A 24,809-nucleotide genomic window follows, 5' to 3' on the forward strand; every position below is an offset into this window, starting at 1 on the left:
GCGTGGGTCGCTGACACCCGACAACTCTTTTAAGTACGCACCGTTTGCCCGCCGTATGGATGTCCCCGAAGCGGCAGACGCCTGCTCCAGCGTGATCGACGAGGTTGGCGGCGCGGTCGTCGCCGACCGCGAGTTCCTCGAACGGGTCACCCTGGGCATTCTCGCGCGCGGCCACGTCCTGTTGGAGGACGTGCCGGGCACCGGCAAAACCCTCTCGGCGCGCTCGTTCGCCACCGCGCTCGGCCTGGAGTTCTCGCGCGTGCAGTTCACGCCCGACCTTCTCCCGACCGACGTGACCGGCACCAACGTGTTCAACGAGGGGGACGGCTCCTTCGAGTTCTCGCCCGGTCCCATCTTCGCCAACGTCGTGCTCGCCGACGAGATCAACCGCGCGCCGCCGAAGACGCAGGCGGCGCTGCTGGAGGCGATGGAGGAGGGGCAGGTGACGGTCGACGGCGAGACCCACCAGCTCCCGAAGCCGTTCTACGTGATCGCCACGCAGAACCCCGTCGAGAGCGAGGGCGCGTTCCCGCTGCCGGAGGCCCAGCTCGACCGGTTCATGGTGAAGACGACCATCGGCTACCCCGACGAGGCGGGCGAGATCGAGACCCTCCGCCGGCGTGCCGGCCGCGTCGAGCAGAGCCCCACCGTCGACACCGTGCTCGACCCCGAATCGGTGACGGAGCTCCGGGAGGTCCCCGAGACCGTCCGCGTCGAGGACGACCTGCTGGCGTACATGGCGTCGCTCGCGCGGGCGACCCGGGAGGACCGCCGCGTCGAGGTCGGCGTCTCCCCGCGCGGCACCCAGCGGCTGTTCGAGGCCGCCCGCGCGGCCGCGACGATCGACGGCCGGGAGTTCGTCACGCCCGACGACGTGAAACGCGTCGCGGAGCCCACGCTCGCCCACCGGCTCGTGCTCACGCCCGACGCGACCGTCAACGACGTGGACAAACGCGGCGTGGTCGCCGACGTGCTCGACCGGGTCGCCGTCCCGACCGTCGACGCGCCCGAGGCGTAGCGCCGGCGCTGTCGGAGCAGGGTTCGGATCTTCTTAAAAAAGCGATCGAGACGTAACTGCGCTACCGCGCTCAGTCGTCGGCCGCGTACGACTGCGTCTCGTCGTGGAGGACGCACTTGGCCTCCTGGGTCTCGGTGACCTGATGGGTCTCGATCGGCCCCTCCTCACACGGCGTGGCGAACGCCTCGCGGAGCCGGTCGCGGGCCGCGTCGGTCTCGCCGGCGACCACGTCGGCGAGGGTCTCCGAGAGCACCGCGTCGGCCTCGGCGTCGGTGAGCGTGGCCGGTACGTCGTACGCCTCACGGATCGCCGCCGGCGTGAACTCGGCGTCGTCCACGACGGACACGTCGTCGTCGAGCACGTCGCGACGGAGGTTGACCACCGACCGCCAGTGGTCCTGGTCGAACTCGTAGTCGGCCGGCTGGACGATCTTCGGACAGCGCGGGTGGAACCGGCAGCCGCTCGGCACGTCCACCGGGTCCGGCACCTCGCCCACGAGCTCGATCCGCTCGCGCTCCTCGCTCGGGTCGATGCGGGGGACCGACGAGACGAGCGCCTGCGTGTACGGGTGCTGCGGGTTGTTGATGATCTCGTCGGCCGGCCCGACCTCGACGAGCTCGCCGAGGTACATGATCCCGATCCGGTCGCACATGTGTTTGAGCAGCGAGAGGTCGTGGCTGATGTAGACGGCGGTCAGCCCGAGATCCTGCTGCAGCCGCTTGAACAGGTCGAGAATGCTCGCGCGGATCGACACGTCGAGCATGGAGGCCGGCTCGTCGGCCAGCAGGAACGACGGTTCGAGCGCGAGCGCGCGGGCGATCCCGACGCGCTGGCGCTCGCCGCCCGACAGCTCCGAGGGGTACTCGTGGGCGTACGCCTCGGCGGGCTCCAGTCCCGACTGCTCGATGACCTCGTACACGCGGGCGTCGCGCTCCTCTTTGGTCCCGATGTCGTGGACGTCGAGCGGCTCCTTCACCCACTGGTACACCGTGAATCGCGGGTTGAGCGACTGGTACGGGTCCTGATGGATGATCTGCGCCTCGCGACGGAACGCGTTGAGCTCCGCGCCCCCCACATCCGTGATGTCCTTCCCATCGAACGTGATCTGGCCGCCGGTCGGTTCCAGCAGGCGAATGGCGGACTTCCCGAGCGTCGTCTTGCCGCAGCCGGATTCGCCGGCGAGCCCGAACGCTTCTCCCTCCCTGATCCCCAGCGAGACGCCGTCGACCGCCTTCACGGCCTTGTTGCTCTCGCCGCGGAGGATCCGTGAGACGATCCCCGTGTTCACCGGGAAGTGCTTTTCGAGCCCGCGGAGCTCCATCTTGTAGTTCTCGTCGGCGTCGAGCTCGCGTTCGGGGTTGGCGGCGGGGTCACTCATCGTCAGCACCTCCGTGGTCGACGGTGGCGGAGTCGTCCACGCCACCGTCGGTCGCGGCGTCGCGCTCGCCGGGCTGGTTCTCCTGCCACGTCGACTTTTTGCCGGCTTCCTCCTGGAGGAAGTCGATCTCGTCCGCACGGTGACACTCGACTTTGTGCCCGTCACCGTACTCCTGCGGCTCCGGCGTCACCTCCCAACACTCCTCCTCCGCGAAGGGACATCGAGGGGCGAACCGGCACCCTTCGTCGGGGTCGACCAGATCCGGGGGCGTCCCCGGGATCGAGATCAGGTCCTTGTCCTCGTCGGAGATGTCCGGGAACGCGTTCCGGAGACCGAGGGTGTAGGGGTGACGCGGGTTCGTGATGATCGTCTCCGCGTCCGCGATCTCGACGATGCGGCCGCCGTAGACGACGGCGATCCGGTCGCACGTCTCCGAAACGACCGACATGTCGTGGGTGATCATGATCATCGCGCTGTCGATCTCCACCTGTTTCTCCTTCATCGTGTCCAGAATCCGGTCCTGGATCACCACGTCGAGCGCCGTCGTCGGCTCGTCGGCCAGAATCAGGTTGGGACCGAGCGCGAGCGCTAAGGCGATCATTGCCCGCTGGGCCATGCCGCCGGAGAACTGGTGCGGGTAGTCGTCGACCCGACCGGGGTCGATCCCCAGCTCGTCGAACAGGTCGCGAGCGCGTTCGCGAGCCTCGCCTTTGGTGGTCTCCTCCTCGTGGTGGGTGATCACCTGAACGATCTGGTCGCCGACGGTGTAGACGGGGTCGAACCCGTTCATCGCGTTCTGCGGGATCATCGAGATCTCCTGCCAGCGGATCTGCCGGCGCAGCTCCTTGTCCGTGAGCTCCGTGATCTCGGTGCCGTCGTAGTTGATCGACCCGCCGGCGATCTTCGCGTTGTCCGGGAACAGCCGGATGATTGACTTCGCCAGCGTCGTCTTGCCGGAGCCGGACTCGCCAACCAGTCCGAGCGTTTCGCCACGGTCGAGCGACAGCGAGACGCCGTCGGTCGCACGAACCCAGCCGCCCTCAGCCCCGTAGTACGTCTTCAGATCGCTGATTTCGAGTAAACTCATTCTTTGTGTCTCAGTTCGGGATTCACCACTTTCTCCAGCGTCCGGCCGATGAAGAACACCGACATCACGAACAGCGTGATGGCGATGCCCGGCGGGAACACCCACCACCAGGCCTCACGGATCGCGTCCGCGGAGTAGACGTTGAAGATCATCTCGCCCCACGAGAGAAGGTTCGGGTCGCCGAAGCCGAGGAACGAGAGGCTCGCCTCGGCGATAACGGCCCAGCCGACCGCGAACGCCGCGTAGAGGAACGCTAACGGCAGCACGTTCGGCAGGATGTGGCGGTACATGATCCGCACGTCGCTCGCACCGATCGCCTCGGCGCTCTCAACGTACGGCCGATTCTTGTGTGAGAGCACCTGTGACCGGATCACCCGCGCCGTCGAGCGCCACAGGATCAACACGATCGCGCCGATGATGTTGATGATGCTGCTCCCGGCGATCGCCACGAGGACGATCGCAAAGGGCAGGAACGGCACGGCGTAGACGACGTCCGTGATCCGCATCAGCACGTCGTCGACCCAGCCGCCGAAGTACGCGGCGATCAGCCCGACGTTCGTGCCGATGAACACCGCCATGAACGCGGCCAGCGAGCCCACCAGCAGCGTGACCTGCGTACCGGCAACGAGCTGTGAGAACACGTCGCGACCGAGCACGGTCGTGCCCAGTGGGTGGTCCCACGACGGCGGATCGAGGCGCCCGCCGACCGCGGTCTCTCCGGGGTCGTACGGCGCGATCCCCGGAATCGTCACGTTGAGGAAGTCGATGGTGATCGGACGGGCGAAGATCCCGACGAAGACGAACGTCGCGAGCAGCACGAGCCCGACCTGTCCGAGGCGGTCGCCCTCGAACGCTTCCAGTTTGTTCCGGAGCGATTCGAAGCCGCTGCCGACGCTCTCCATGACCCGTTCTATCGGGGAATCAGTGTTCGTGCTCATTCGTATTCCACCCGCGGGTCGAGGTAGACGTACGCCAGGTCGGCGATGAAGTTCATGAGGATCACGACCGATCCCATGAGGAAGAACGCGGCCATCGCGACCGGGTAGTCGTTGTTGTTTACGGAGCGAACCATCTCACGGCCCATGCCGGGCCAGTTGAACACCGTCTCGATGACGACGGAACCGCCCATCGCGGAGCCCGTCGCGATCGCCATCACGGTGACCAGCGGCAGCACGGAGTTACGCGCCGCGTGCTTGTACAGCACGGTCATCTCGGGGAGTCCCTCAGCCTTCTTGATCTCGATGAAGTCCGACTGCAACACGTCGAGCATCGTCGAGCGCATCAACAGCGCCGGCGTCGCCAGGTAGACGATCGCCCCGGTGAGCGCCGGCAGGAAGAGGTGGCGCAGGAAGTCCACCGAGCCGTATCTGGCGACGAAGCCGCCACCGAGCTCACCCCCGGTCGTGCGCATGCCGCTGGACGGGAACCACCCCAGCCAGAACACGAACACCGACAACAGCACGATCCCCACCCAGAACTCCGGAGAAGACCGCGCCACGAGGGTGACGACGATACCGCCGCGCTCGCCGAGCGAGCCGCGGTACCAGCCCATCAGCGCGCCGAACGTGACGCCGATCAGATACGCGACGAACAGCGCCGTCCCCATCAGGACGATCGTGTTCATAAAGCGCACCACGATGATGTCGATCACCGGCTCGCGGTAGATGAACGATTGGCCGAAGTCCCCCGTCAACAGCTGTTCGAGGTAGTTGACGTACTGGATGTGCAGCGGCTGGTCCAGCCCCAACTCGGCGATGCGTTGTTCGCGCTGTTCGGCCGTCATCCCGTCGAGGAGGAACATCGTCGTCGGGTCACCCGGCATCATGCGGAACAGCACGAAAAGCAGGGTGAAGAACGCCCAGAAGGTGAACACGAGCTGGACGAGCCGTCGAACCACGAACTCTCTCAGCCCCACGTCAGTTCACCTCCGCGGGCAGTAGCCGTCGTTGTATCATGGTGGTTTGTATCACGAAATGGTGAAAAGCGGAGTTGCTTCGTTACTGGTCTGCGCCGTGGTGGAGGACGCCGTCGTCGTCCCAGCCGTAGCCGGCGTCGGCGAGCTCCTCGCGGCCGGCCTCGAGGTCCTCGCGGAACTGCTCGACGTCGGGGTTGTGCCAGAACTCGTTGTGTTCGGAGATGGTCGAGTCGGTGACCGTCCCCATGCCGTCGCGGATGAACTCCACGTACTGCTCTTTGGGCACGCCGTACGAGAGCGCGCGGCGGACGGCCACGTCGTCGAGCGGCGAGCGACGCGTGTTGTACTCGATCATCGCGTAGCCGATCGCCTCGAACTCCGCGAGGTCGAGGTCGTCGTCGTCCTCGACGCGGTCGAGCGCGGTGGGCTGCGGGACGGCGCCGAGGAAGTCGACCTGACCGGCTTCGAGGTCACCCATCAGCTGGGAGACGTCGGCGCCGGGGATGCGGATGAACCGCTCGGTGTTCGGCGTGTTGAAGTGGTCGTCGAACGCCCGGAGCTGGAGCTCCGCCTGGCGCTCCCAGTCGTCGAACTGGAACGGTCCGCTGCCGACCCAGTTTTCGTCCTCGAAGTCGGCGAGCTCGTCGGGCTCGACGTCGCCCCAGATGTGCTCGGGGAAGATGTACACCTGTCCCAGCACGTTCGCCACGAACGGAGCGTACTGCTCTTCGAGGTGGAACGTGATCTCGTTGCCGTCCGTCTCGATGTCGTCGATGACCTCGACGAGACTGCCGTAGGTCGGAGAGTCGGCGTACAGCTCGTAGCTGAACACGACGTCGTCGGCGGTGAGATCCTCGCCGTCGTGGAACGAGAGGTCGTCACGCAGCGTGACCGTGTAGGTCATGCCGTCGTCCTCGATGACGGGAGCGTCCTCGACCATCCACGGCTGCGGCAGCCCGTCGGGGCCGATCCGGAACAGCTGGTCGTAGATGAGCCGGACGAACTGCCGGTCGGGCGTCGCCAGGTCCTGCATCGGGTTCAGCGAGATGATCTCCGAGGGGTACCCCATCGTGACCGTGTCGTCGTCGGTGGGCGTCACGTTGATCATGTTCCAGAAGGAGTTGAGCCCCTCACCCAGCGTGGGGTCGATCTCCTCGACGCGCGCGCTGGCGTACGGGTGGTACCCCCCCTCGTTGGCGATGTACGTCCGCGGCTGGTGCTCCGCGATGATCTCCTGGGCCTCGTATACGGTCTGCTGGCGCTCGTCCTCGTCGGGCTGGGTCACCTGGAGCTCGGCGAGCTCGTCGTACTCGTCGTGCTCCCAGCCGGGCGTGTTGCGGGCGCCCTCTCCGGTGTTGTCGGAGTGGTGCATGTCGTAGATGAACGTGTGGGGGTCGATCCGCTCGGGAGTCCCTCCCCAGCCGAGCAGGGAGGCGTCGAAGTCCTGCTGGACGACCACCTGGTCGACGTGGGCGTCGAACTCCAGCACCTCGAGTTCGACCTCGAAGCCCATCTCCTCCCAGTTGTCGACGACCATGCCGCCGAGCTCGTTGCGGAACTGGTTGGCGCCGGACGTCGGGATGACGAGGTGGATCTCGTCGAGCTCGTCGCCGAGCTCGTCGGTCCCCTCGACGTCGCTGCCGTCGTCGTCCGCACAGCCCGCCATCGACACGGAGAGTCCTGCCGCGCCGGCTGCACTAGCCGTTTTAAGAAAGTTTCGTCTGCTTTGGTCACCGGATGACATACCACATGCTCATCGAATCTCACTCATAAGCGTATCGGTGCGCTTCCGGAAACGTGCAGGATCGTCCCGGGAGGGCGAAAAACATCCACCTTTTCCGACGTATCTTCCGAATGTCGGTGGAATAACACCAGAAACCCGACCATTTCATGTGTGTAGATACCACGACACGGGGCGGCTGCCGGTGCAGTCGTCGGAGACAGCGTTGTGATACGCTGGATGGCCCACGGCTCCGCCGCCGAGTCCCTGCCGTGCAGGACGTACTTGATCCCCTGGGTGCCGTGGCTTGGTAGGCCGGGGGCGGGCGGTTACTCGGCCGGAAGGTGGAGCATGCCGTCGTCGTCCCACCCGTATCCCGCCTCCTCGAGCTCGGCGCGCGCGGCGGCGAGATCCAGGTCGAACTGCTCGACGTCGGGGTTGTGCCAGAACTCGACGTGCTCGGAGATGGGCGAGTGCGTCACCGTTCCCATCCCGTCGCGGATCAGGTCGACGAACGTCGTCTTGGGGACGCCGTACGACAGCGCCCGTCGGATCGCCACGTCGTCGAGGGGGTCACGCCGCATGTTGTACGCGATTTTCGCGTGCCCGATGGCAGCGAACTCCGCGTTCGCGAGGTCGTCGTCGTCCTCGACGCGCCGGATGGCAGTCGGCTGCGGGACCGCCCCGAGGAAGTCGACGGAGCCGGATTCGAGGTCGCCGACCAGCTGCGAGACGCTCGAGCTGGGGACGCGGATGAACCGCTCGGTGTTCGGCGGGTTGAAGTGGTCGTCGAACGCCCGGAGCTGGAGCTCCGCCTGGCGCTCCCAGTCCTCGAACATGAACGGGCCGCTGCCGGTCCAGTTCTCGTCCTGGAAGTCGGCGAGGTCGTCGGGCTCGATGTCGCCCCAGATGTGCTCGGGGAAGATGTACACCTGCCCCAGCACGTTCGCCGTGAACGGAGCGTATGCCCCGTTGAGCGTGAAGGTGACGTCGTTGCCGTCGGCCTCGACGCGCTCGACGATCTCGACGAGCGAGGCATACGTCGGAGAGTCGGCGTACAGCTCGTAGCTGAAGACGACGTCCTCAACCGTGAGATCCTCGCCGTCGTGGAACGAGAGGTCGTCACGCAGCGTGACCGTGTAGGTCATGCCGTCGTCCTCGATGACGGGAGCGTCCTCGACCATCCACGGCTGGGGCAGCCCGTCCGGCCCGATGCGGAACAGCTGGTCGTAGATGAGCCGGACGAACTGCCGGTCGGGCGTCGCCAGGTCCTGCATCGGGTTCAGCGAGATGATCTCCGAGGGGTACCCCATCGTGACCGTGTCGTCATCGGTGGGTGTCACGCTGATCATGTTCCAGAAGGAGTTGAGCCCCTCACCGAGCGTGGGGTCGATCTCCTCGACGCGGGCGCTGGCGTACGGGTGGTACCCCCCCTCGTTGGCGACGTACGTCCGCGGCTGGTCGCGAGCGAGCATCGCCTGCGCCTCGTACACCGTTTGCTGGCGCTCGGCCTCGTCGAACTGCGTGACCTGGAGCTCGGCGAGCTCGTCGTAGTCCGGGTTCTGGTAGCCGGGCGTGTTGCGGCCACCCTGGCCGGTCGTGCTCGAGTGGTGCATGTCGAAGACGAACGTGTGGGGGTCGATCCGCTCGGGCGTGCCACCCCAGCCAAGTAGCGACATGTCGAAGTCCTGCTCGACGACCGCCTTGTCGACGTGCGCGCCGAACTCCAGCTCCTCGAAGTCGACCTCGAAGCCGAGTTCGCGCCAGTTGTCGACGGTCATCCGCGCCAGTTCGTTGCGGAACTGGTTGGCACCGGAGGTGGGGGCCACGAAGTTGACTTCGCGAACCCGCTCGCCGAGTTCGGCGCCGTCGCCGTTGTCGGACCCGCCGCTGCCGCCGTTGCCGTCGTCGGAACAGCCGGCGAGTCCGGCCGTCAGGCCGACGGCGCCGGCGGCCCCGCTCGCTCGAAGGAAGTCACGACGTGAACTGTGATCGGATGACATACGATTCCCCTCCAGCGACCACCCGATATATACGTATCGCAAATTACACTAAATCGCAGAGAGGGTTGTTAGCGTTACCCAGTACTGAATAACGGTAACCCGGCGGACGGCGCCCGAAACGGATCCGCCACGATTTTCTCGACAACGAGGGGGAATACCGGCTGCACGCGCGCTACTGTCCGGTCTCCGACGGTACGGTGAACCGCCGAAAACACGGCGCTCGTCGATCGTGTCGGAGCGTCTCCCGGCGATGTCGAGGCCGGTCTCGACCTGAAACAGGAGTTCTCCTGGAACTCCGCAAGCGGGCGACAGAAGGGGGACGGAAGTGGAGGGGTCGGCGGCAGCTCAGACCAGCCGTTCGGCGATGCGCCCGGCGCCCTCCGCGGCGGCGGTCGCGGGGTCGTCGGGAGAGACGACGGTTACGTCACGGTCGAGTTCGGCACTGAGGCGCTTCTCGAACTCCTCGACGAGGCCGGGGATGCAGGCCATACCGCCAGTGACGGCGATCGGCTTGCCAAGCGCCAGCTGGTACGGTTTCATGTGGTCGTTGGCGAGTTCCGGCAGGAACTCGTTGGCAACCGCCTCGACTGCGTCGTCGATGTAGCGGTCGACGGGGTCGCGGACGCCGCGGTCGACGGTGAACTCGTGGCTGCCGCCGCCGGGCTGTTGGACCACATCCGTGAACGGCTCGAAGTCGTACACGTCAGCGTGGGTCTCCTTGTACTCCCGGGCGGTCGTTCGGTCGATGTGGACGCGGCCCTGGCTCTCCTCCTCGACGGCGGCGACGATCCAGCGGTCGACCTCGTTGCCCGTCACCGAGCCGGTCGAGAACGGGGTGAGCTGCTCGCCGCGCCGGTAGGCGCAGGCTTCGAGCGTGGTCGACCCCATGTTGACCGAGATGAACACCTCGTCGATCGCCTCCAGCCCGTCGCCGTAGGCGGGAATGGCACCGCACAGCGACTCGGGGAAGCTCCGCGTCTCGGCCGCGCCGATCGCGGAGCCCTCGATCACGTGTTTCAGGTTGTCGACGCCCTCCTCGTTGTCGATGGTGGGGACGGCGTAGACGACCGCGCTGTGTTCGGGGACGTCGTGAGCGTCCACCAGCTCCTCGAAGAAGCGCTCGGCGTCGGCAACGCCGTCCTCGTTCTCCGGGAGCCCCGAGCGGAGCATGTAGCGGACCGTGTCGGGGTACTCGACGGCGGCTTCCTCGCCGAACAGCGCCCTCTCCGCACCCGTGATGGCGTCCTCGTAGGTCGCCAGACAGGTGAGCGTCGAGTGGAGCGAGCGCTCGCCGCGCTCGTCGGGATAGTCGAGCACCGTCCGGGTGCTGCCGAGTTTCACGCTGACGGGGGTCGGGGTGTCGTTGCCTTCGAAGTCCGTGGAGTCTGCTTCGCTCATGGGTGGTCACTCGTACACGAAACGAGTCGGAGGATCGAGACGAGGCTGATCCGGTGGTCGGCCGGCGTCAGGGCCCGCGCGTGGCGCGGTTCCGTGAAGCCGGGGAGCCGCTCCGCCAGTCGGTCGGCGACGGCCGGCGCGAGCCAGCCGATCTCCGCGTAGTACGACAGCGCGTCGCGGCTTCGGTCGTGGCCGCCGGCGTCGACGAGGTAGCCGAGCCACTCGCCGATCTCGTGTTCGGCCGCCGGCGTCGCCGGAACGGCCCGGAGATACGGGCGCGTGCGATCGATCGTGCCACGCAGACCGCGCTGACGCTGTAGGGTTTCGACGAAGGTGGCGGACCGTGCCGCCGCCTCCGCACGACTCCGATTCGGCGAGCGAGGCGACCGCTCCCGTGGCGCCTCGTCACCGGCCGCGCGGGGTGTGCCCGCGAGCGCCCGGAGCTCCGTCACGTCGTACTGCCGTGGATTCAGGCTCATGTGATTCCGTCCGTCGTTCGCGTCCGTACCCGAACCGTTTCGCTCAGGGTATATGAAGACCGTGCCGTAGTTATCAGCGGCGAGAACGAGGGGGCGGACGGCTCACTTGTTCGCGGTGTTGCCGCCGCCGGCGTCCTCCTCGGCCCACGGCAGCGGCTCGGTACACCAGTGACAGAAGTCGATCTCGGCGTCAGTGTCCCGTCCACAGTGGGGACACTGGACCGTCTCCGGCTCGGCGGCGACTGCATCCGGAGCGTCGACGCCCTGTTGGTCGGCGTGTTTTCGGACCAGTTCCGCGGCTGCGGCGGCGCGGTCGGCGGCCGCCGCCTGCTCGCGACCGACGAGGTAGGCGTCGACCGCCGACAGCGCCACAAGGAAGGCGATCGGCACGGAGATCTCGGGCGGGATGGCGGCTGCGAATCCGGTCGGCGATTCGAGGGGATCGACCGGATCCACGTCGTACATCGTGTACAGCGCCACGGTGCCGCCGACGATGGTGACGTGCCAGACGAGCGCCCGGCCCCAGCGACGGAGGATCACGTGGCCGAGTCCAGGCAGCGCAACCGCGAGAAGCGCAGCCAGAACGGGGCGGAGACGGTCTCGCATGCGCCTCCGTTTCGGTGGGTGGTACTTACGGCCTGCGGTGTGGCTCAGTTCGGCGTCGGTCGGGATGACAACCGTTAATCGGTGGCTCCCCGTGCCACCGACCATGAGTGGAGAGCGCGCGACCGCGTTCGTCCCGGGCCACATCACCGGCTTCTTCAGCGCCCATCCGGCCGAGAAGCCGGCGGCCGCCGGGTCCCGCGGCGCCGGGTTCACCCTGACCGACGGCGTGGAGGTCAGCATCGTGGGTGACGGCGAGCACGGAACGGACGATAACGGCGAATCGGCCGACCGACCGACACACACGCTAGACGGTGAGACGACCGCGATCGGCGCCGTCGACGACGTGCTCGACCGGCTCGGTGTCCCCGAGACGGCACACGTCGCGGTGGAGAGCGAGCTCCCGGTTGGCGCGGGATTCGGCGTCTCCGGCGCCGCCGCGCTCGGCACCGCCCTCGCGACCAACGACGCCTTCGACTGCGGACGCTCCGAGAACGACCTGATCCGGATCGCCCACGAGGCGGAGGTGTCGCGCGGCACCGGGCTCGGCGACGTTGTCGCGCAGGCGCGCGGTGGCATTCCCATTCGAGTCCAGCCCGGCGCACCCGGCTACGGGGAGCTCGACGGCATCCCCGCCCGCACCCGGATCGAGTACGTCTCCTTCGGTGAGCTGTCGACGGAGGAGGTACTCGCCGGCGACACGACCGCGCTCTCGGACGCCGGCGAGTGGGCACTCACCCGGCTACAGCGCGATCCGCGATTACCCACGCTGATGGGCGTCTCGCGGGAGTTTGCCGGCCGCGCGGGGCTGCTCGTGCCGGAGGTGTCCGAGGCGATCGCCGCCGTCGAGGACGCCGGCGGCGCCGCCTCGATGGCGATGCTCGGTCGGACGGTGTTCGCGACGGGCACCGGTCTCTCGGATGCCGGCTACGACGCCACCGCGTGTCACACCCACGCCGCCGGCGCCGGGCTGGTCCGCGAGGAGTAGGCGTTTAAAAGGGCTCAGTCGTCGACCAACGCCACGTCGTCGCCGACCGTCACCTCGTCGGCGGCGCCGGCGGGGAGCTCGACGACGGTGTCGGCCGTCGCACGCCCGAGGCCGACGAACGGCTTCAGCCGCTTTTTGTGGACGACCTCGGTGCCCGACAGCCAGAGGGCGTCGATGGCGAACGGGACGAACAGCATGTGGAGGTCCCGCACCTTCGGCCGGTCGAATCGGAAGACGAGCGCGGAATCGTCGGGAAGGGACCGCCGAAACATCAGCCCGCGCGCCTGTTCGAGCGTCGAATCCGCAAACTCGACGGTGGTCGCCAACACGCGCTCCTCGCGGTCCTCGGGCGGGCCGCGTCGATGGACGAGTCGCACATCGGGTCGTCGCCGCGCCGGGTTAAATAGTCTCGCCACCCGCCTCGGGACGATCCTCGCCACGTGCGGGCTGTGATCGGACGCACCCTGCCGCCGGCGGCCGGTCTCACGCGTGCGCGCGAAGTCCATTCACGAAAGCTTTAGGCCGGCCAGCGGCGTACCGGTCGCCAATGAGCCGGGGTCCGGAGCTGATCATCACCGAAAAGGACAACGCCGCGAGACGCATCGCCGACATTCTGAGCGGCGAGTCCGCGGAGTCCGAGCGAGTAAACGGCGTCAACGTGTACAAGTGGGGCGGCAAGCGCTGTATCGGCCTCTCCGGGCACGTCGTCGGCGTCGACTTCCCCGCGGAGTACAACGACTGGCGGGACGTCGAGCCCGTCGAGCTGATCGAGGCGCCGGTCACCAAAGAGCCAACCCAGGAGAACATCGTCCGGGCGTTGCGGCGGCTGGCGCGCAACGCCTCGAAGGTGACCATCGCGACCGACTACGACCGCGAGGGAGAGTTGATCGGCAAGGAGGCGTACGAGCTGGTCCGCGAGGTGAACGAGGATGCGCCCATCGACCGCGTGCGCTTCTCGTCGATCACCGAAAACGAGGTGCAGGAGGCGTTCGCCGACCCCGACGACCTCGACTTCGATCTCGCGGCCGCCGGCGAGGCCCGTCAGGTGATCGACCTGATGTGGGGCGCCGCGCTCACGCGGTTCCTCTCGCTGTCCGCCCGTCAGCTCGGCGACGACTTCATCTCCGTCGGCCGGGTGCAGGGGCCGACGCTCAAGCTGATCGTCGACCGCGAGCGGGAGATCCAGGCGTTCGACCCCGAATCCTACTGGGAGCTGTTCGGCAACCTCACGAAGGAGGGCGGCGACCCCTTCGAGTCGCAGTACTTCTTCCTGGACGACAGCGGCAACGAGGCCGAGCGCGTCTGGGACGAGGACACCGCCGACGTGCTCACCGAGGCGCTCGCCGCGGCCGACGAGGCGACCGTCGACGACGTGAACCGCCGGACGCGCACCGACGAGCCGCCGGCGCCGTTCAACACCACGCAGTTCATCCGCGCGGCGAGCTCGCTGGGCTACTCCGCCCAGCGCGCGATGTCGATCGCCGAGGACCTCTACACCGCCGGCTACCTCACGTACCCCCGGACGGACAACACGGTGTATCCCGACGATCTCGATCCCCGAGAGCTGATCGAGGCGCTCGGCGAGGCGGGAACGTTCAGCGAGGATGCCGCGAGCCTGCTAGAGATCGAGGAGATCGAGCCCACGGAGGGCGACGAGGAGACCACCGACCACCCGCCGATCCACCCGACGGGCGAGCTCCCCTCGGCGTCGGACCTCTCCGACGACGAGTGGCAGGTGTACGAGCTGGTCGTCCGGCGCTTTTTCGCCACCTGCGCCGAGCCGGCGACGTGGGAGCACCTCAAAGTCGTCGCGCTCGCGAACGGCGAGGCGACGGAGATCGCCACACAGGCCGACCCGATGGCGGCGCTCCGGAATGCAGACGAGGCCGAGGGGACGCCGGCGCTGGTTGCGGATGGCGGCACCGCATCGAACGACGATGGCGACGACGGTGGCACCGCCGCGAACGGCGGGGCCGCAACCGGCGGCCTCCGACTGAAGGCGAACGGCAAACGCCTGCTGGAGGCGGGCTACCACGACGTCTACCCCTACCTGTCGAGCGACGAGCGGATCGTCCCCGACGTGGAAGTGGGCGAAACCCTCGCGCTCGACGAGCGCCGGACGGAGGCGAAGGAGACCCAGCCGCCCCGCCGCTACGGCCAGTCGCGGCTGATCGAGAAGATGGAGCAGCTGGGGATCGGGACGAAGGCGACCCGCCACGGCACCCTCGAAAAGCTGTACGACCGCGGCTACATCGAGAGCGACCCGCCGCGTCCGACCCGGCTCGCGGAGGCCGTCGTCGAGGCCGCCGAGGAGTTCGCGGACCGCGTCGTCAGCGAGGAGATGACCGCCCAGCTGGAGGCGGACATGCAGGCGATCGCCGGCGGCGAGAAGGGGTACGACGAGGTGACCGCGGAGTCCCGCGAGCTGTTGGAGAGCGTCTTCGAGGAGCTGATCGCCTCCCGCGACGAGATCGGCGACCACCTCCGGAAGTCGCTGAAGGCGGACAAGACGCTGGGTCCGTGTCCGGAGTGTGGCGAGGACCTGCTCGTGCGCAAGTCCCGGTACGGCTCCTACTTCGTCGGCTGTGACGGCTACCCCGACTGCGAGCACACGCTCCCGCTCCCTTCGACGGGCAAACCGCTCATCCTCGACGAGGAGTGTGAGGAGCACGGCCTCAGCCACGTGAAGATGCTCGCCGGGCGCAAGACGTTCGTCCACGGCTGCCCGCAGTGCAAGGCCGACGAGGCGGACGAGGCCGACGACGAGGTGATCGGCGAGTGTCCGGAGTGTGGGGAGGGCGCGGCTTCGCCGCGAGACGGAGGCGGTGAAACCGCCGACGAGCACGACGGCGAGCTCGCGATCAAGCAGCTCCGCTCCGGCTCCCGGCTGGTCGGGTGTACCCGCTACCCCGACTGCGAGTACTCCCTCCCGCTGCCCCGCCGCGGCGAGATCGAGGTGACCGACGAGGTCTGCGAGGAGCACGACCTCCCGCACCTCCGGGTCCACTCCGGCGACGAGCCGTGGGAGCTTGGCTGTCCGATCTGCAACTACCGGGAGTTCCAGGCCCGAGAGGAGGGCTCCGAGCTGGAGACCGTCGAGGGGGTCGGCGAGAAGACCGCCGAGAAGCTCCAGTCGGCCGGCATCGAGGGCGTCGAGGACCTCAAGTCGGCCGACCCTGACACGCTGGCGGACGACGTCGACGGCGTCACCCCCGACACCGTCCGCGACTGGCAGGCGAACGCCGACTGAGCGGCGGCGTTCAGTTCGCCTCTCCGTCGGGGACCGTCGCTTCAACCTTCCGTGGCGGATCGCACTCGGTGAGTGCGCTTCCTCGGGGTGTTCGCCGGCGCCGGCGCCGGCGTTACCGCTCGGCGCGGTTCCGCTCGGCCTCGTCGAGCGTCCCCTCGCTGATCGTGTTCGGGAGGAGCTCGCCGAGCGTGTACTCCGACACCTCGCCGTCACCCTCGTCACAGACGACCACGAGCGACTCGTCGGCGAACTCCGCGAGCGTCTGCCGGCACATCCCGCAGGGGGTGACGCCGTCGAGCGCGGCCGAGGAGACGGCGAGCCGGTCGAAGTCGGTGTGGCCGTTCTTGACGGCCTCCCCGACCGCGACCCCTTCGGCGTGCATGCTGTTGGAGTAGTTGGCGTTCTCGATGTTACAGCCGGTGACAACGGTGCCGTCGGCCGTGCGGAGCGCGGCGCCGACCGGATACTCCGAATACGGCACGTGCGCGTTCTCGTGGGCCTCGCGGGCAGCCTCGATCAACGGGTCCATGTCGGGACGGTCGCCGGGCGCGCCGATAAGTGACCGGTTCGCGGCTGGATGAGGTGTGGGCTGGTCGATGACACTTTTAAGGGGCGGTTGAACTCCGTTGAACTCCGCAGAGCGTGATCTGGTTGGCTCCAGCCTGCGTTCGGTACGCGATCGTCGATGAGTGAAACCGGGAGTGAGTGTTGCAGATCGCCGCCGGCGATGGGGTATATAAACGGTCGAGAGCGGCTGTGACGATCCCTTATTAAACGAACGCGCGGTGCGGTGGCGCGCCCGTGAGCGCCCGTCGGGCGCTCGTCGGCGCGCGAGGGAGGCGGGAGCGCGCCGGCGTGGCGGTGCGGTCCGCCGGCGCGCTCTCCGCCGAGGCTGGGGAGGCGTGAGGTGCGGGTGCGGAGCGGTGCGGGGTGGGACTCAAAGGGGCAGCCGTTCCCGCCGCAGGCGGGAAACAGCGAGACGGCTCCGACCGTCTCGCCCGTGGTCCGGGACGACGGGCGACGTAAGCACTTATCAGGGCGTCGGGTGGTGCGGAGAGACGCCCTGATAAGCGCGCAGCGAGCTCCTCGACCGGAGCCGGCTGGGGCTTTTGAAGGCGGCCCTCACCAGCGTAGCACCAGCAACTCACCGACCAACCTCGGCTTATAAAAGGCGAACAACACCACCAACGTTCCACTTATAAACGCCGCACCCGCCCACATGATACACGTACTCCCGATCTCGCTCAGAAACGCCTCCTACTCGTCGTCGTGCTCGCCGTGTTCCGCGCGCCATTCGGCGGCGCGGGCCTCGGCGGCCTCCACGTCGTCGTAGCGCTCGCGCTCGTAGCGGCGGCCCTCGGGTGCCTGCTCCATCACGTCGAGGCGCACGACGACGCCGCCGTCGACGCGCTCGCGGATCCGCACCGTCGCGTAGCCGTCCGACCGCTCCCACTCGCGTACCGTCTCGTCCTCGCGGCTCACGTCCCAGTCCATACGGAAACGGGTCGCCCGCGCGGCTAAAACGACGCGGTTCGCGGACGGCGGAATGCGGGCGCGGTCGTCAGGGGCGCTCCATCGCCGGCGACCGCGCTTCATCGCCGACGAGTGCTACTCGACCCCGGCGGAGAACGCGCAGTCGGGACGCCGGCGACGATGTCGTCGCGCGGAACCGCCGTCGACGGCGCGGTCGTTCCACGGTCGGGACAGGCGAACGTGGCCGACTCTCTGATTCCCATGGTCCACGATACCACGTCTTTCCACTTAGGTAAGCGCTGCCTGATGGTGCCTCATTCTCGGCCTGTTTATAAGGGTTCGACGCCCATACTGCGTCCATGGCTGACGACCCACACGCCGACCGCCGCGACCGCGCCCGGGCGCGCCTCGACGGGCTGGACGCCGACGGGCTGGTCTGTTTCCCGAGCCGCAACCTGCAGTACCTGACGGGGTTCGCCGAGGAGCCCGGCGAGCGCCACCTGTTTCTCGTGATCCCCCGTGAGGGGGAGCCGGCGTTTCTGGTGCCGGAGCTGTACGAGACGCAGGTTCGTGACGCGACCACCGTTGATGAGGTCCGGAGGTGGGCCGACGGCGATGACCCGACGGCGGCGACCGCCGACCTGCTGGACGACCGCGGACTCCGCAACGGACGCCTCCTCGTCGACGACACGATGTGGGCACGGTTCACCCAGGACCTTCGGACGGCGGCCCCCGACGCCAGCTGGGGGCTCGCGAGCGAGGCTGTCGCCGACCTCCGCGTCCGCAAGGACGACGCCGAGATCGCCGCGATGCGCGAGGCCGCCGCCGTCGCGGACGCGACCGTCGAGGACCTTCGCGAGCTGGGGGCGAACGCCGTCGGCATGACCGAAGCGGAGCTCGCCGACTACATCGCCGACCGGCTCGCTGCAAACGGTGGCGACGGCACCTCCTTTGCCACCATCGTCGGCGCCGGCCCGAATGGCGCCAAACCGCACCACCACCGCTCGGACCGGACGATCGAAGCGGGCGACCCCGTCGTGCTCGATTTCGGCACGCGGGTGGACGGCTACCCCTCCGACCAGACCCGGACGTTGGTGTTCGACGGCGAGCCGGCCGACGAGTACGCGACGATCCACGAGGTCGTCCGCGAGGCACAGGCGGCCGCCGTCGATGCGGTCGAGCCCGGTGTGGCCGCCGAGTCCGTCGACGCCGCCGCCCGCGAGGTGATCGAGGATGCGGGATACGGCGACGCGTTCATCCACCGCACCGGCCACGGCGTTGGCCTCGATGTTCACGAGGAGCCGTATATCGTCGCGGGCAACGACCGTGAACTCCAGCCGGGGATGGTGTTCTCCGTCGAGCCCGGCATCTACCTCGACGGGCGCTTCGGCTGCCGGATCGAGGATCTCGTCGTCGTCACCGAGTCGGGCGTCGAGCGCCTCAACACGACGGATCACGGCTGGGGGGTCTGAGCGGCCGGAACGGGCAGGGGTAGGGGCAGGGAGCGGGGCTCGCGTCGTTCGCCGCGGGGACAACGGCTACGTCGCTGGCCTCACACCGTCGCCCATGGAGTTCTCCGAGACGCTTGCCGGTGTGACGCCACCGCTCGTCACCCCCTTCGAGGGGCCGAACGCCGAGTCGGTCGACCACGACGCGCTCGCCGCTGTCGTCGATCACGTCGTCTCCGGCGGCGCCGCCGGCGTGTTTCCGAACGGGACCACCGGAGAGTGTGCCAGTCTCACCGCCGCCGAGCGCGAGGCAGTCGTGAAGACGACGGTCGCGAACGCCGGCGACCGGCCGGTGCTCGCCGGGATCATCGACACTGCGCTGCCGGACGTGGTGGAGCACGCCGAGCGCGCGGCGAGCGCGGGTGCGGATGCCGCCGTCGTCACGCCACCGTACTTCCACGCGGAGAACCGGGCCGGCGGGAATCTAGCGTTTCTGGAGCGGGTGGCTGACGAGTCACCGCTGCCCGTCTTCGTGTACGACATTCCGTCGTGTACGGGCAATCCGCTCGCGGCCGCGGACGCCGTCGCGCTCGCGGACCACCCGAACGTCGTCGGCATGAAGGACTCCAGCGGGGAGTTCACCGACTTCTGTCGGGTGCTCCGGAACACGCCCGACGACTTCGTGGTGCTTCAGGGATTCGACGCACTGCTGCTCCCCTCCCTTCGCATGGGTGCGGACGGCGGCGTCCACGCCCTCGCGAACGCGGTTCCTGACGCGTTCGACGCCATGTTCCGGGCGGCCGCCGCGGACGCCGGGGAGGTCGAGAGTGGCGCGAGTGACGCCGCACGCGCCGACCGGATCCACGACGCGATCAGCGAGCTGTTCGACGCCTGTCTCGATGTCGGATTCGCGCCGGCGACGAAGGCGGCGCTCGTCGAGCGCGGCGTTCTCGACCACGCGACGGTCCGGCCGCCGCTTCAGGCCGCGGATGCTGATGCAGTCTCAGAAGCGCTCGCTGGCGTTCTTGCAGTGACGGAGTGACCGGCGACAAAGGGGGCGAAGACGAAGCCGGGGCTCGCCGGCGAAGCGAACCGCATCGCCCCGAGGGACGATACGAAAGCGGGATCGATGTGTGCCTCGGTCCCAAACGAACGACTGTAGGACATACACTTAAAAATGATACCGAATTGTTTCGCCCCGTACCCACCGAAGATTCCTCACATCATCGTTCACGATGATTCGACGATTCGTGAGCGTGTCCTTCAAGAATCCTCCTGAATCGTGAATGGGCCTACAACAGCCGTTCCACGTCGACGTGGGCGGCGAGCAGTTCGCCCATCACGTCCACGGTGCGGGCGTCCCGGGTGCGCCCGCCGCGCACCACGGCCTCGGCGCGCTCCACGGCGGTGAGCGTGTCCGTGTTCACGGCGAGCACGGGCTTGCCGGCTTCCGCGGCCTTTCCGAGCACGGCACCCGAGGGACGGTGGCCGCCCGTCAGCACGAGGCAGGCGACGCCGGACGCCTCCAGCGCCGCCCGCTGCACGTCCGCGCGGTCGCCGCCGGTGATCACCGCGGCGTCACGGGCACGCCGGAAGTGGCGAAGCGCCTCGTCGCCGCTCATCGCGCCGACGAGGAAGCGCTCGACGAAGGCGTCGGTGGGCGCGTCGGTCAGCAGGTCCGCGCCGAGCTCGTCGGCGAGCTCGCCGACGGTGACGCCCGCCAGCTCCTTTTCGCGTGGCACCGCGCCGAGCACAGGGATTCCCCGTGATTCGAGGAACGGCGTCACGTCACTTCCTAGCTCGTCGAAGGCGGCGTCCGGCACCTTGTTGAACACGACGCCGACGAGCCGGTCGCCAAGCGCCTCGGCGGCCGCCAGCACCTCGTCGAGGTCGCCCGGCGTCTCGTACTCCGCGACGAGGACGGCGCGGGCGTCGAGCAGCTCGGCCACGTCGGCGTCCGTGAGGTCGACGACGCCACCCGTGGTCCACGTGCCGCCACCCTCCACGAACATGCGGTCGCGGTCGGCTGCGAGCCCGTCGAACTCCTCACGGATTCGGGCTTTCAACGCCTCGGGGTCTTCCGTGCCGCGTACGGCCCCCTCCACGAACGTCGGGGAGTAGACGACGGGCTCCATCTGGTGCATCTCGGCGTCGAGCCCGAGCAGCTCGCGGGCCAACATCGGGTCCTGGTCGAGCGTCTTGCCGACGTTCGACTGGAGTCTGGTTCCCTTCGGCTTCATGTAGCCGACGGACTGGCCGCGGTCGGCAGCCGTGCGGGCTAACGCGAGCGTGATGGCGGTCTTGCCGACGTGTTCGCCCGTCGCGGTGACGAGGATCGTGTCGGTTGCTGTCTCGTCGTCGGTTCCGTTCTCGGTGTCGGTGTCGGAGTTGGTGTCGGTCATTGGAGTTTCTCGGGGTCGACGGTGAGTCGGACGTCGACGGCGGCGGCGTTCGCCCCGTCGGCGTCGGGCAGTGCGACGAGCGGGTTGATGTCCAGCTCCACGATGGCCGGGAAGTCGGTGACCAGCTGGGAGAGCCGGCCGATGGTGTCGACGATGGCGTCCACGTCGACCGGGTCACGCCCGCGGGCGCCCCGCAGCAGGGGCGCAGAGCGGATCTCCTCGGTCATCTCGCGGGCCTCGGGTTCGGAGACGGGGGCGACGCGGAAGGTGGTGTCCTCCATCACCTCCACGAAGATGCCGCCCAGTCCGAACATGAGCAGCGGGCCGAACTGCGGGTCGCGGTTCATCCCGACGATGGTCTCGACGCCGGCGTCGAGGTCGACCATCTCCTGAACCTGCACGCCGAGCAGGTTCGCGTCGGGCTGGTAGTTGCGGGCACGGGTGACGAGCGTCTCGTAGGTGTCGGCCACGTCGTGGTCCGCGACGCCGACCTCGACGCCGCCGATGTCGGATTTGTGGAGGATGTCCGGCGAGACGATCTTCATCACCACGTCGCCGTCGACGCCGGCGGCGACCTCGCGGGCGCGCTCCGGCGAGTCGACGATCTCCCCCTGTGGCGTGGGGATCCCGTAGGCGTCGAGGAGGTCCATCGCCTCCACGCCGAGGCGGTTGTCGTCGCGCTCGTGGACGGATTTGAGGATCTCGCGGGCGCGCTCGCGGTCCACGTCGAACGACATCGGGGGCGCGTACTCGCGGCGTTTCACGTCGCGGTACTCCGCGAGCGTGTCGAGGCTGTCGATGGCGCGCGCGGGGTCGAAGTAGCAGGGGATCCCCGCCTGCTGCAGGCGGCGTTTCGGATCGCGAGTTCGGTCACCGCCCATCAGACAGGCGGCGACGGGAGCGTCCGTCGCCTCGGCGGCCTCCGCCATCGCCTCGGCCAGCTCGTCGAAGGGGAGGACGGCGGTCGGGGCGGCCATCACCATCGCGGCGCCGACGCCCTCGTCGGCGAGCACGATCTCCAGCGCCTCGCGGAAGCGGTCGACGTCGGCGTCGCCGATCACGTCGACCGGGTTGTGGACGTTCGCCTCCTCGGGCATCGCCTCTCGGAGCCGGTCGGTGGTCTCCCCTGAAAAGGACGCCATCTCCAGACCGGCGTCGCCCACCGCGTCCGTCGCCATCACGCCCGGGCCGCCGGCGTTGGTGACGACGGCGACGTTGTCGGTGTCGGGCAGCGGCTGGCTCCCGAGAATGGTGGCGGCGTCGAACAGGTCCTCGACGGACTCCGCGCGGATGACGCCCGCCTGATCGAGCCCGGCCTCGTAGGCGCGCTCGGAGCCGGCGAGCGTGCCGGTGTGCGAGGAGGCGGCCTCCGCGCCGGCGCTGGTCCGGCCGGACTTCACGAGGACGATCGGGGTGTCGGCCGTCGTCTCGCGGGCGGTCTCGATGAACTCGCGGCCCTCCTCGATCCCTTCGAGGTAGCCGATGATCACGTCCGTCCCCTCGTCGCCGCCCCAGTGGTCGATGAAGTCGGACTCGTCGAGGACGGCCTTGTTGCCGAGCGACACCACGTCCTTGAACCCGATCCCCTGGTCGTTGGCCCAGTCGAGCACGGCGGTGACGAACGCTCCGGACTGGCTCATAAAGGAGAGTCCGCCGGGAAGCGCGTTCTCCGGGCCGAACGTCGCGTTGAGCCCGGAGGGCGTCGACATCACGCCGAGGCTGTTGGGGCCGACGACGTCGAGGTCGTACTCCGCGGCGAGCTCGGCGAGGGTGGCCTCGCGGTCGGCGCCCTCCTCGCCGGTCTCGCCGAACCCGGCGGTGATGACGACCACCTCGTCGACGCCGCCCTCGCCGCACTCCTCGACGACATCGAGGACGATGCTCGGCGGGACGACGACCACGGCCACGTCGGCGTCGGACTCGCGCACGCTGTCGAGACAGGGGCGGTCGAACACCTCGTCTTTGGTCGGATTGACCGGGACCATCTCCCCGTCGAAGTCGTCGAGCAGGTTCGTCGTGACCGCGCGACCGACCGAGCCCTCGCGCTCGGTCGCGCCGACGACGGCGACCCGGTCCGGGTCGAACAGGTCGGTGAGCGTACCCATCAACAAGTATCTTGCACGCGCTGGGGGTTAAAGCCGGGTGGGAGGATCCTCCGAAACGGGGTCAACGTCGAGGGGCTCGTCGTCGTCCCCGACCGCGGGCAGCGACACCGTCACGACGTTCCCGTCCGGGTGGGTGTCGAACGAGAGGTCGCCGTCCGAGCGGTCAACCGCCCAGTACACCAGCCACAGCCCCATGCCGACGGTGTGGTAGAGGTCCGTCATTCGTCGGCGGTCGGTGACGACGAGATACTCCTCGGCCGGAATCGGCGGGCAGTTGTCGCGAACCGCCACCTCGACGGCGTCATCCGTGTCGGTGACGCGTACCCGCACGTCGGGGTCGTCGGTTGCGTGCTCGACGGCGTTCCCCAGCAGCTCGGTCAGGGCGGTCTCCATGCCGGGGACCGTGAACGCGCGCCCGCCGGCGTCCCCCTCGACGGTCACGTTGGCGTTCGGGTGAGCGTCCCGTGCCGACGCGACGGCGTCCGCCACGAGACTCCCGATCCAGTACGGCTGGGGTGAGCCCCGATGGTTGAGGAGGTCGATCACGCTCCGCTGTTTTTCCGCCGTCGTGAGCAGCTCGTCACCCACCCGCTGGATCGTCTCGGCGTGGTCGATGACCGACTCGTAGTCGGGCGATTCGCTCCGGGTCCGATCACGCTCCCGGTCCTGCTTCGACTCCCCCCAATCGGCGATCTCCTGAGCAGACCCCAGCATGACGTTCAGGTCGTTGCGGATCGTGTGACGCAACAGGGTGTCCATCACGACGAGCTGGCGGTTGCGCTTGTACTCCTCGGTCACGTCGCGAGCGACGCCGACGATCCGCTGAACCGCCCCGTTCTCGACGATTGGCTCCGCAGGGACACGAACCCACCGGCTGTACGCCTCGTCGGGGTTCACCCGATAATCCAGCTCCGTTGACTCCCCGGCGGAGAGGCGCCCCATTGCGCGCTCGACGTACGGGCGGTCGTCGGGGTGGACGCGTTCGAGGAACGCCGTCGGGCGCTCGGCGAGCTCGGACGAGGCAATGCCGTACACGTCCTCGACGGCGTCGTTGGTGAACAGCAGCTCGCTCCAGTCGCCGTCGAACATCCAGAGCACGTCGGGCGACCGTCGCGTAATCTCCGAAAGCGTGCGGCTCGACTCCTCGGCGTCGGTCACGTCCCGCGTGCTCACCACGTAGCCGTCGACGCCGGAGTCCGCCGGCGGATGGATGATCGACTCCAACCACACCCAGCCGCCGTCGGCGTGTTCAAACCGGTACCGGAGCGGCTCGTCGAACGACCCCGTGTCGACGACCTCGCGGAACGCCGACCGAACGTGAGCCTCGTCGTCGGGGTGGACACGCTCGAACGCGTCGGTTCCCACGAGCCGGTCGGCGTCGAAGCCGAGCACGTCCTCGACGGCAGCGTTGAGGAACCGAAACGTCCCGTCCGCATCGAGTACTGCCACCTTCTCACGGACGAGATCGAGGAGCCGATCCGCGTCGGGTGGCGCGTTCATATACACACACGGCTCCGGATGGACATATAAATTTGTGGGGGA

At 68.2% G+C, this 24,809-nt stretch carries 20 protein-coding genes; 5 read left to right on the forward strand and 15 right to left on the reverse strand.

Annotated elements, in window-relative coordinates:
* Positions 1-55 precede the first annotated feature (55 nt).
* On the forward strand, positions 56-1,018 hold the full coding sequence (locus ACYQ07_RS05000) for an AAA family ATPase (protein WP_459878238.1): 963 nt from the start codon (positions 56-58) through the stop codon (positions 1,016-1,018).
* Between the two features lie 70 nt (positions 1,019-1,088).
* Here the strand turns inward: ACYQ07_RS05000 and ACYQ07_RS05005 are convergent, their stop codons facing one another.
* From ACYQ07_RS05005 to ACYQ07_RS05045, 9 genes are all read right to left on the reverse strand, one after another.
* On the reverse strand, positions 1,089-2,396 hold the full coding sequence (locus ACYQ07_RS05005) for an ABC transporter ATP-binding protein (RefSeq protein ID WP_459878241.1): 1,308 nt from the start codon (positions 2,394-2,396) through the stop codon (positions 1,089-1,091).
* Positions 2,389-3,483 carry an ABC transporter ATP-binding protein gene (locus ACYQ07_RS05010; protein ID WP_459878244.1) on the reverse strand — a complete coding sequence of 365 codons (1,095 nt, stop codon included), beginning with the start codon at positions 3,481-3,483 and terminating at the stop codon, positions 2,389-2,391. Before ACYQ07_RS05010 ends, ACYQ07_RS05005 begins: the two co-directional genes overlap by 8 nt.
* The gene (locus ACYQ07_RS05015; protein WP_459878247.1) at positions 3,480-4,421 is read right to left on the reverse strand and encodes an ABC transporter permease; all 942 of its coding nucleotides are present in this window, start codon (positions 4,419-4,421) and stop codon (positions 3,480-3,482) included. Before ACYQ07_RS05015 ends, ACYQ07_RS05010 begins: the two co-directional genes overlap by 4 nt.
* A complete protein-coding gene (locus ACYQ07_RS05020) occupies positions 4,418-5,398 on the reverse strand; it encodes an ABC transporter permease (protein ID WP_459878250.1) in 981 nt (326 codons plus the stop codon). The genes ACYQ07_RS05015 and ACYQ07_RS05020 overlap by 4 nt, the downstream gene beginning before the upstream one ends.
* Before the next feature lie 82 nt (positions 5,399-5,480).
* Positions 5,481-7,142, reverse strand: coding sequence for an ABC transporter substrate-binding protein (locus tag ACYQ07_RS05025; protein ID WP_459878253.1), 1,662 nt, complete (start codon positions 7,140-7,142; stop codon positions 5,481-5,483).
* A gap of 305 nt (positions 7,143-7,447) precedes the next feature.
* Positions 7,448-9,121, reverse strand: coding sequence for an ABC transporter substrate-binding protein (locus ACYQ07_RS05030; protein ID WP_459878256.1), 1,674 nt, complete (start codon positions 9,119-9,121; stop codon positions 7,448-7,450).
* 345 nt (positions 9,122-9,466) lie between these two features.
* Complete coding sequence (locus ACYQ07_RS05035; RefSeq protein ID WP_459878259.1) at positions 9,467-10,519, reverse strand: actin-like salactin; 1,053 nt, start codon at positions 10,517-10,519, stop codon at positions 9,467-9,469.
* A complete protein-coding gene (locus ACYQ07_RS05040; protein WP_459878262.1) occupies positions 10,516-10,998 on the reverse strand; it encodes a FlaD/FlaE family flagellar protein in 483 nt (160 codons plus the stop codon). The genes ACYQ07_RS05035 and ACYQ07_RS05040 overlap by 4 nt, the downstream gene beginning before the upstream one ends.
* Positions 10,999-11,100: 102 nt before the next feature.
* Positions 11,101-11,604, reverse strand: a complete 504-nt coding sequence (locus ACYQ07_RS05045; RefSeq protein WP_459878265.1) for a DUF7575 domain-containing protein — start codon at positions 11,602-11,604, stop codon at positions 11,101-11,103.
* A 103-nt stretch (positions 11,605-11,707) separates the two neighbouring features.
* Between ACYQ07_RS05045 and ACYQ07_RS05050 the strand changes: the two genes are divergently transcribed.
* Positions 11,708-12,589, forward strand: a complete 882-nt coding sequence (locus ACYQ07_RS05050; RefSeq protein WP_459878267.1) for a pantoate kinase — start codon at positions 11,708-11,710, stop codon at positions 12,587-12,589.
* 14 nt (positions 12,590-12,603) lie between these two features.
* On the opposite strand, the gene ACYQ07_RS05055 is transcribed toward ACYQ07_RS05050, so the two are convergent.
* A complete protein-coding gene (locus ACYQ07_RS05055; protein WP_459878270.1) occupies positions 12,604-12,966 on the reverse strand; it encodes a DUF192 domain-containing protein in 363 nt (120 codons plus the stop codon).
* Positions 12,967-13,136: 170 nt separating this feature from the next.
* On the opposite strand from ACYQ07_RS05055, the gene ACYQ07_RS05060 reads away from it, so the two are divergent.
* Complete coding sequence (locus ACYQ07_RS05060) at positions 13,137-15,839, forward strand: DNA topoisomerase I (protein WP_459878272.1); 2,703 nt, start codon at positions 13,137-13,139, stop codon at positions 15,837-15,839.
* 112 nt (positions 15,840-15,951) lie between these two features.
* Here ACYQ07_RS05060 and cdd read toward each other — a convergent pair whose 3' ends face one another.
* Both cdd and ACYQ07_RS05070 read right to left on the reverse strand, forming a co-directional pair.
* Complete coding sequence (gene cdd / locus ACYQ07_RS05065; protein WP_459878275.1) at positions 15,952-16,368, reverse strand: cytidine deaminase; 417 nt, start codon at positions 16,366-16,368, stop codon at positions 15,952-15,954.
* Between the two features lie 728 nt (positions 16,369-17,096).
* Positions 17,097-17,333, reverse strand: a complete 237-nt coding sequence (locus ACYQ07_RS05070) for a DUF7543 family protein (RefSeq protein WP_459878278.1) — start codon at positions 17,331-17,333, stop codon at positions 17,097-17,099.
* Between the two features lie 338 nt (positions 17,334-17,671).
* Here ACYQ07_RS05070 and ACYQ07_RS05075 point away from each other — a divergent pair, with 338 nt between their 5' ends.
* Entirely contained in the window at positions 17,672-18,784 is a 1,113-nt protein-coding gene (locus tag ACYQ07_RS05075) for a M24 family metallopeptidase (RefSeq protein WP_459878281.1), read from the forward strand.
* Between the two features lie 94 nt (positions 18,785-18,878).
* Entirely contained in the window at positions 18,879-19,802 is a 924-nt protein-coding gene (locus ACYQ07_RS05080; RefSeq protein ID WP_459878284.1) for a dihydrodipicolinate synthase family protein, read from the forward strand.
* Positions 19,803-20,052: 250 nt separating this feature from the next.
* Here the strand turns inward: ACYQ07_RS05080 and ACYQ07_RS05085 are convergent, their stop codons facing one another.
* From ACYQ07_RS05085 to ACYQ07_RS05095, 3 genes are read right to left on the reverse strand one after another with little or no spacing between them, the layout of a single operon-like run.
* The gene (locus ACYQ07_RS05085; protein ID WP_459878287.1) at positions 20,053-21,162 is read right to left on the reverse strand and encodes a phosphotransacetylase family protein; all 1,110 of its coding nucleotides are present in this window, start codon (positions 21,160-21,162) and stop codon (positions 20,053-20,055) included.
* Positions 21,159-23,267 carry an acetate--CoA ligase family protein gene (locus ACYQ07_RS05090; protein WP_459878289.1) on the reverse strand — a complete coding sequence of 703 codons (2,109 nt, stop codon included), beginning with the start codon at positions 23,265-23,267 and terminating at the stop codon, positions 21,159-21,161. Before ACYQ07_RS05090 ends, ACYQ07_RS05085 begins: the two co-directional genes overlap by 4 nt.
* 27 nt (positions 23,268-23,294) lie before the next feature.
* A complete protein-coding gene (locus tag ACYQ07_RS05095) occupies positions 23,295-24,767 on the reverse strand; it encodes a PAS domain-containing sensor histidine kinase (protein ID WP_459878292.1) in 1,473 nt (490 codons plus the stop codon).
* Positions 24,768-24,809 lie beyond the last annotated feature (42 nt).

The organism is Halorubrum gandharaense (assembly GCF_054654575.1).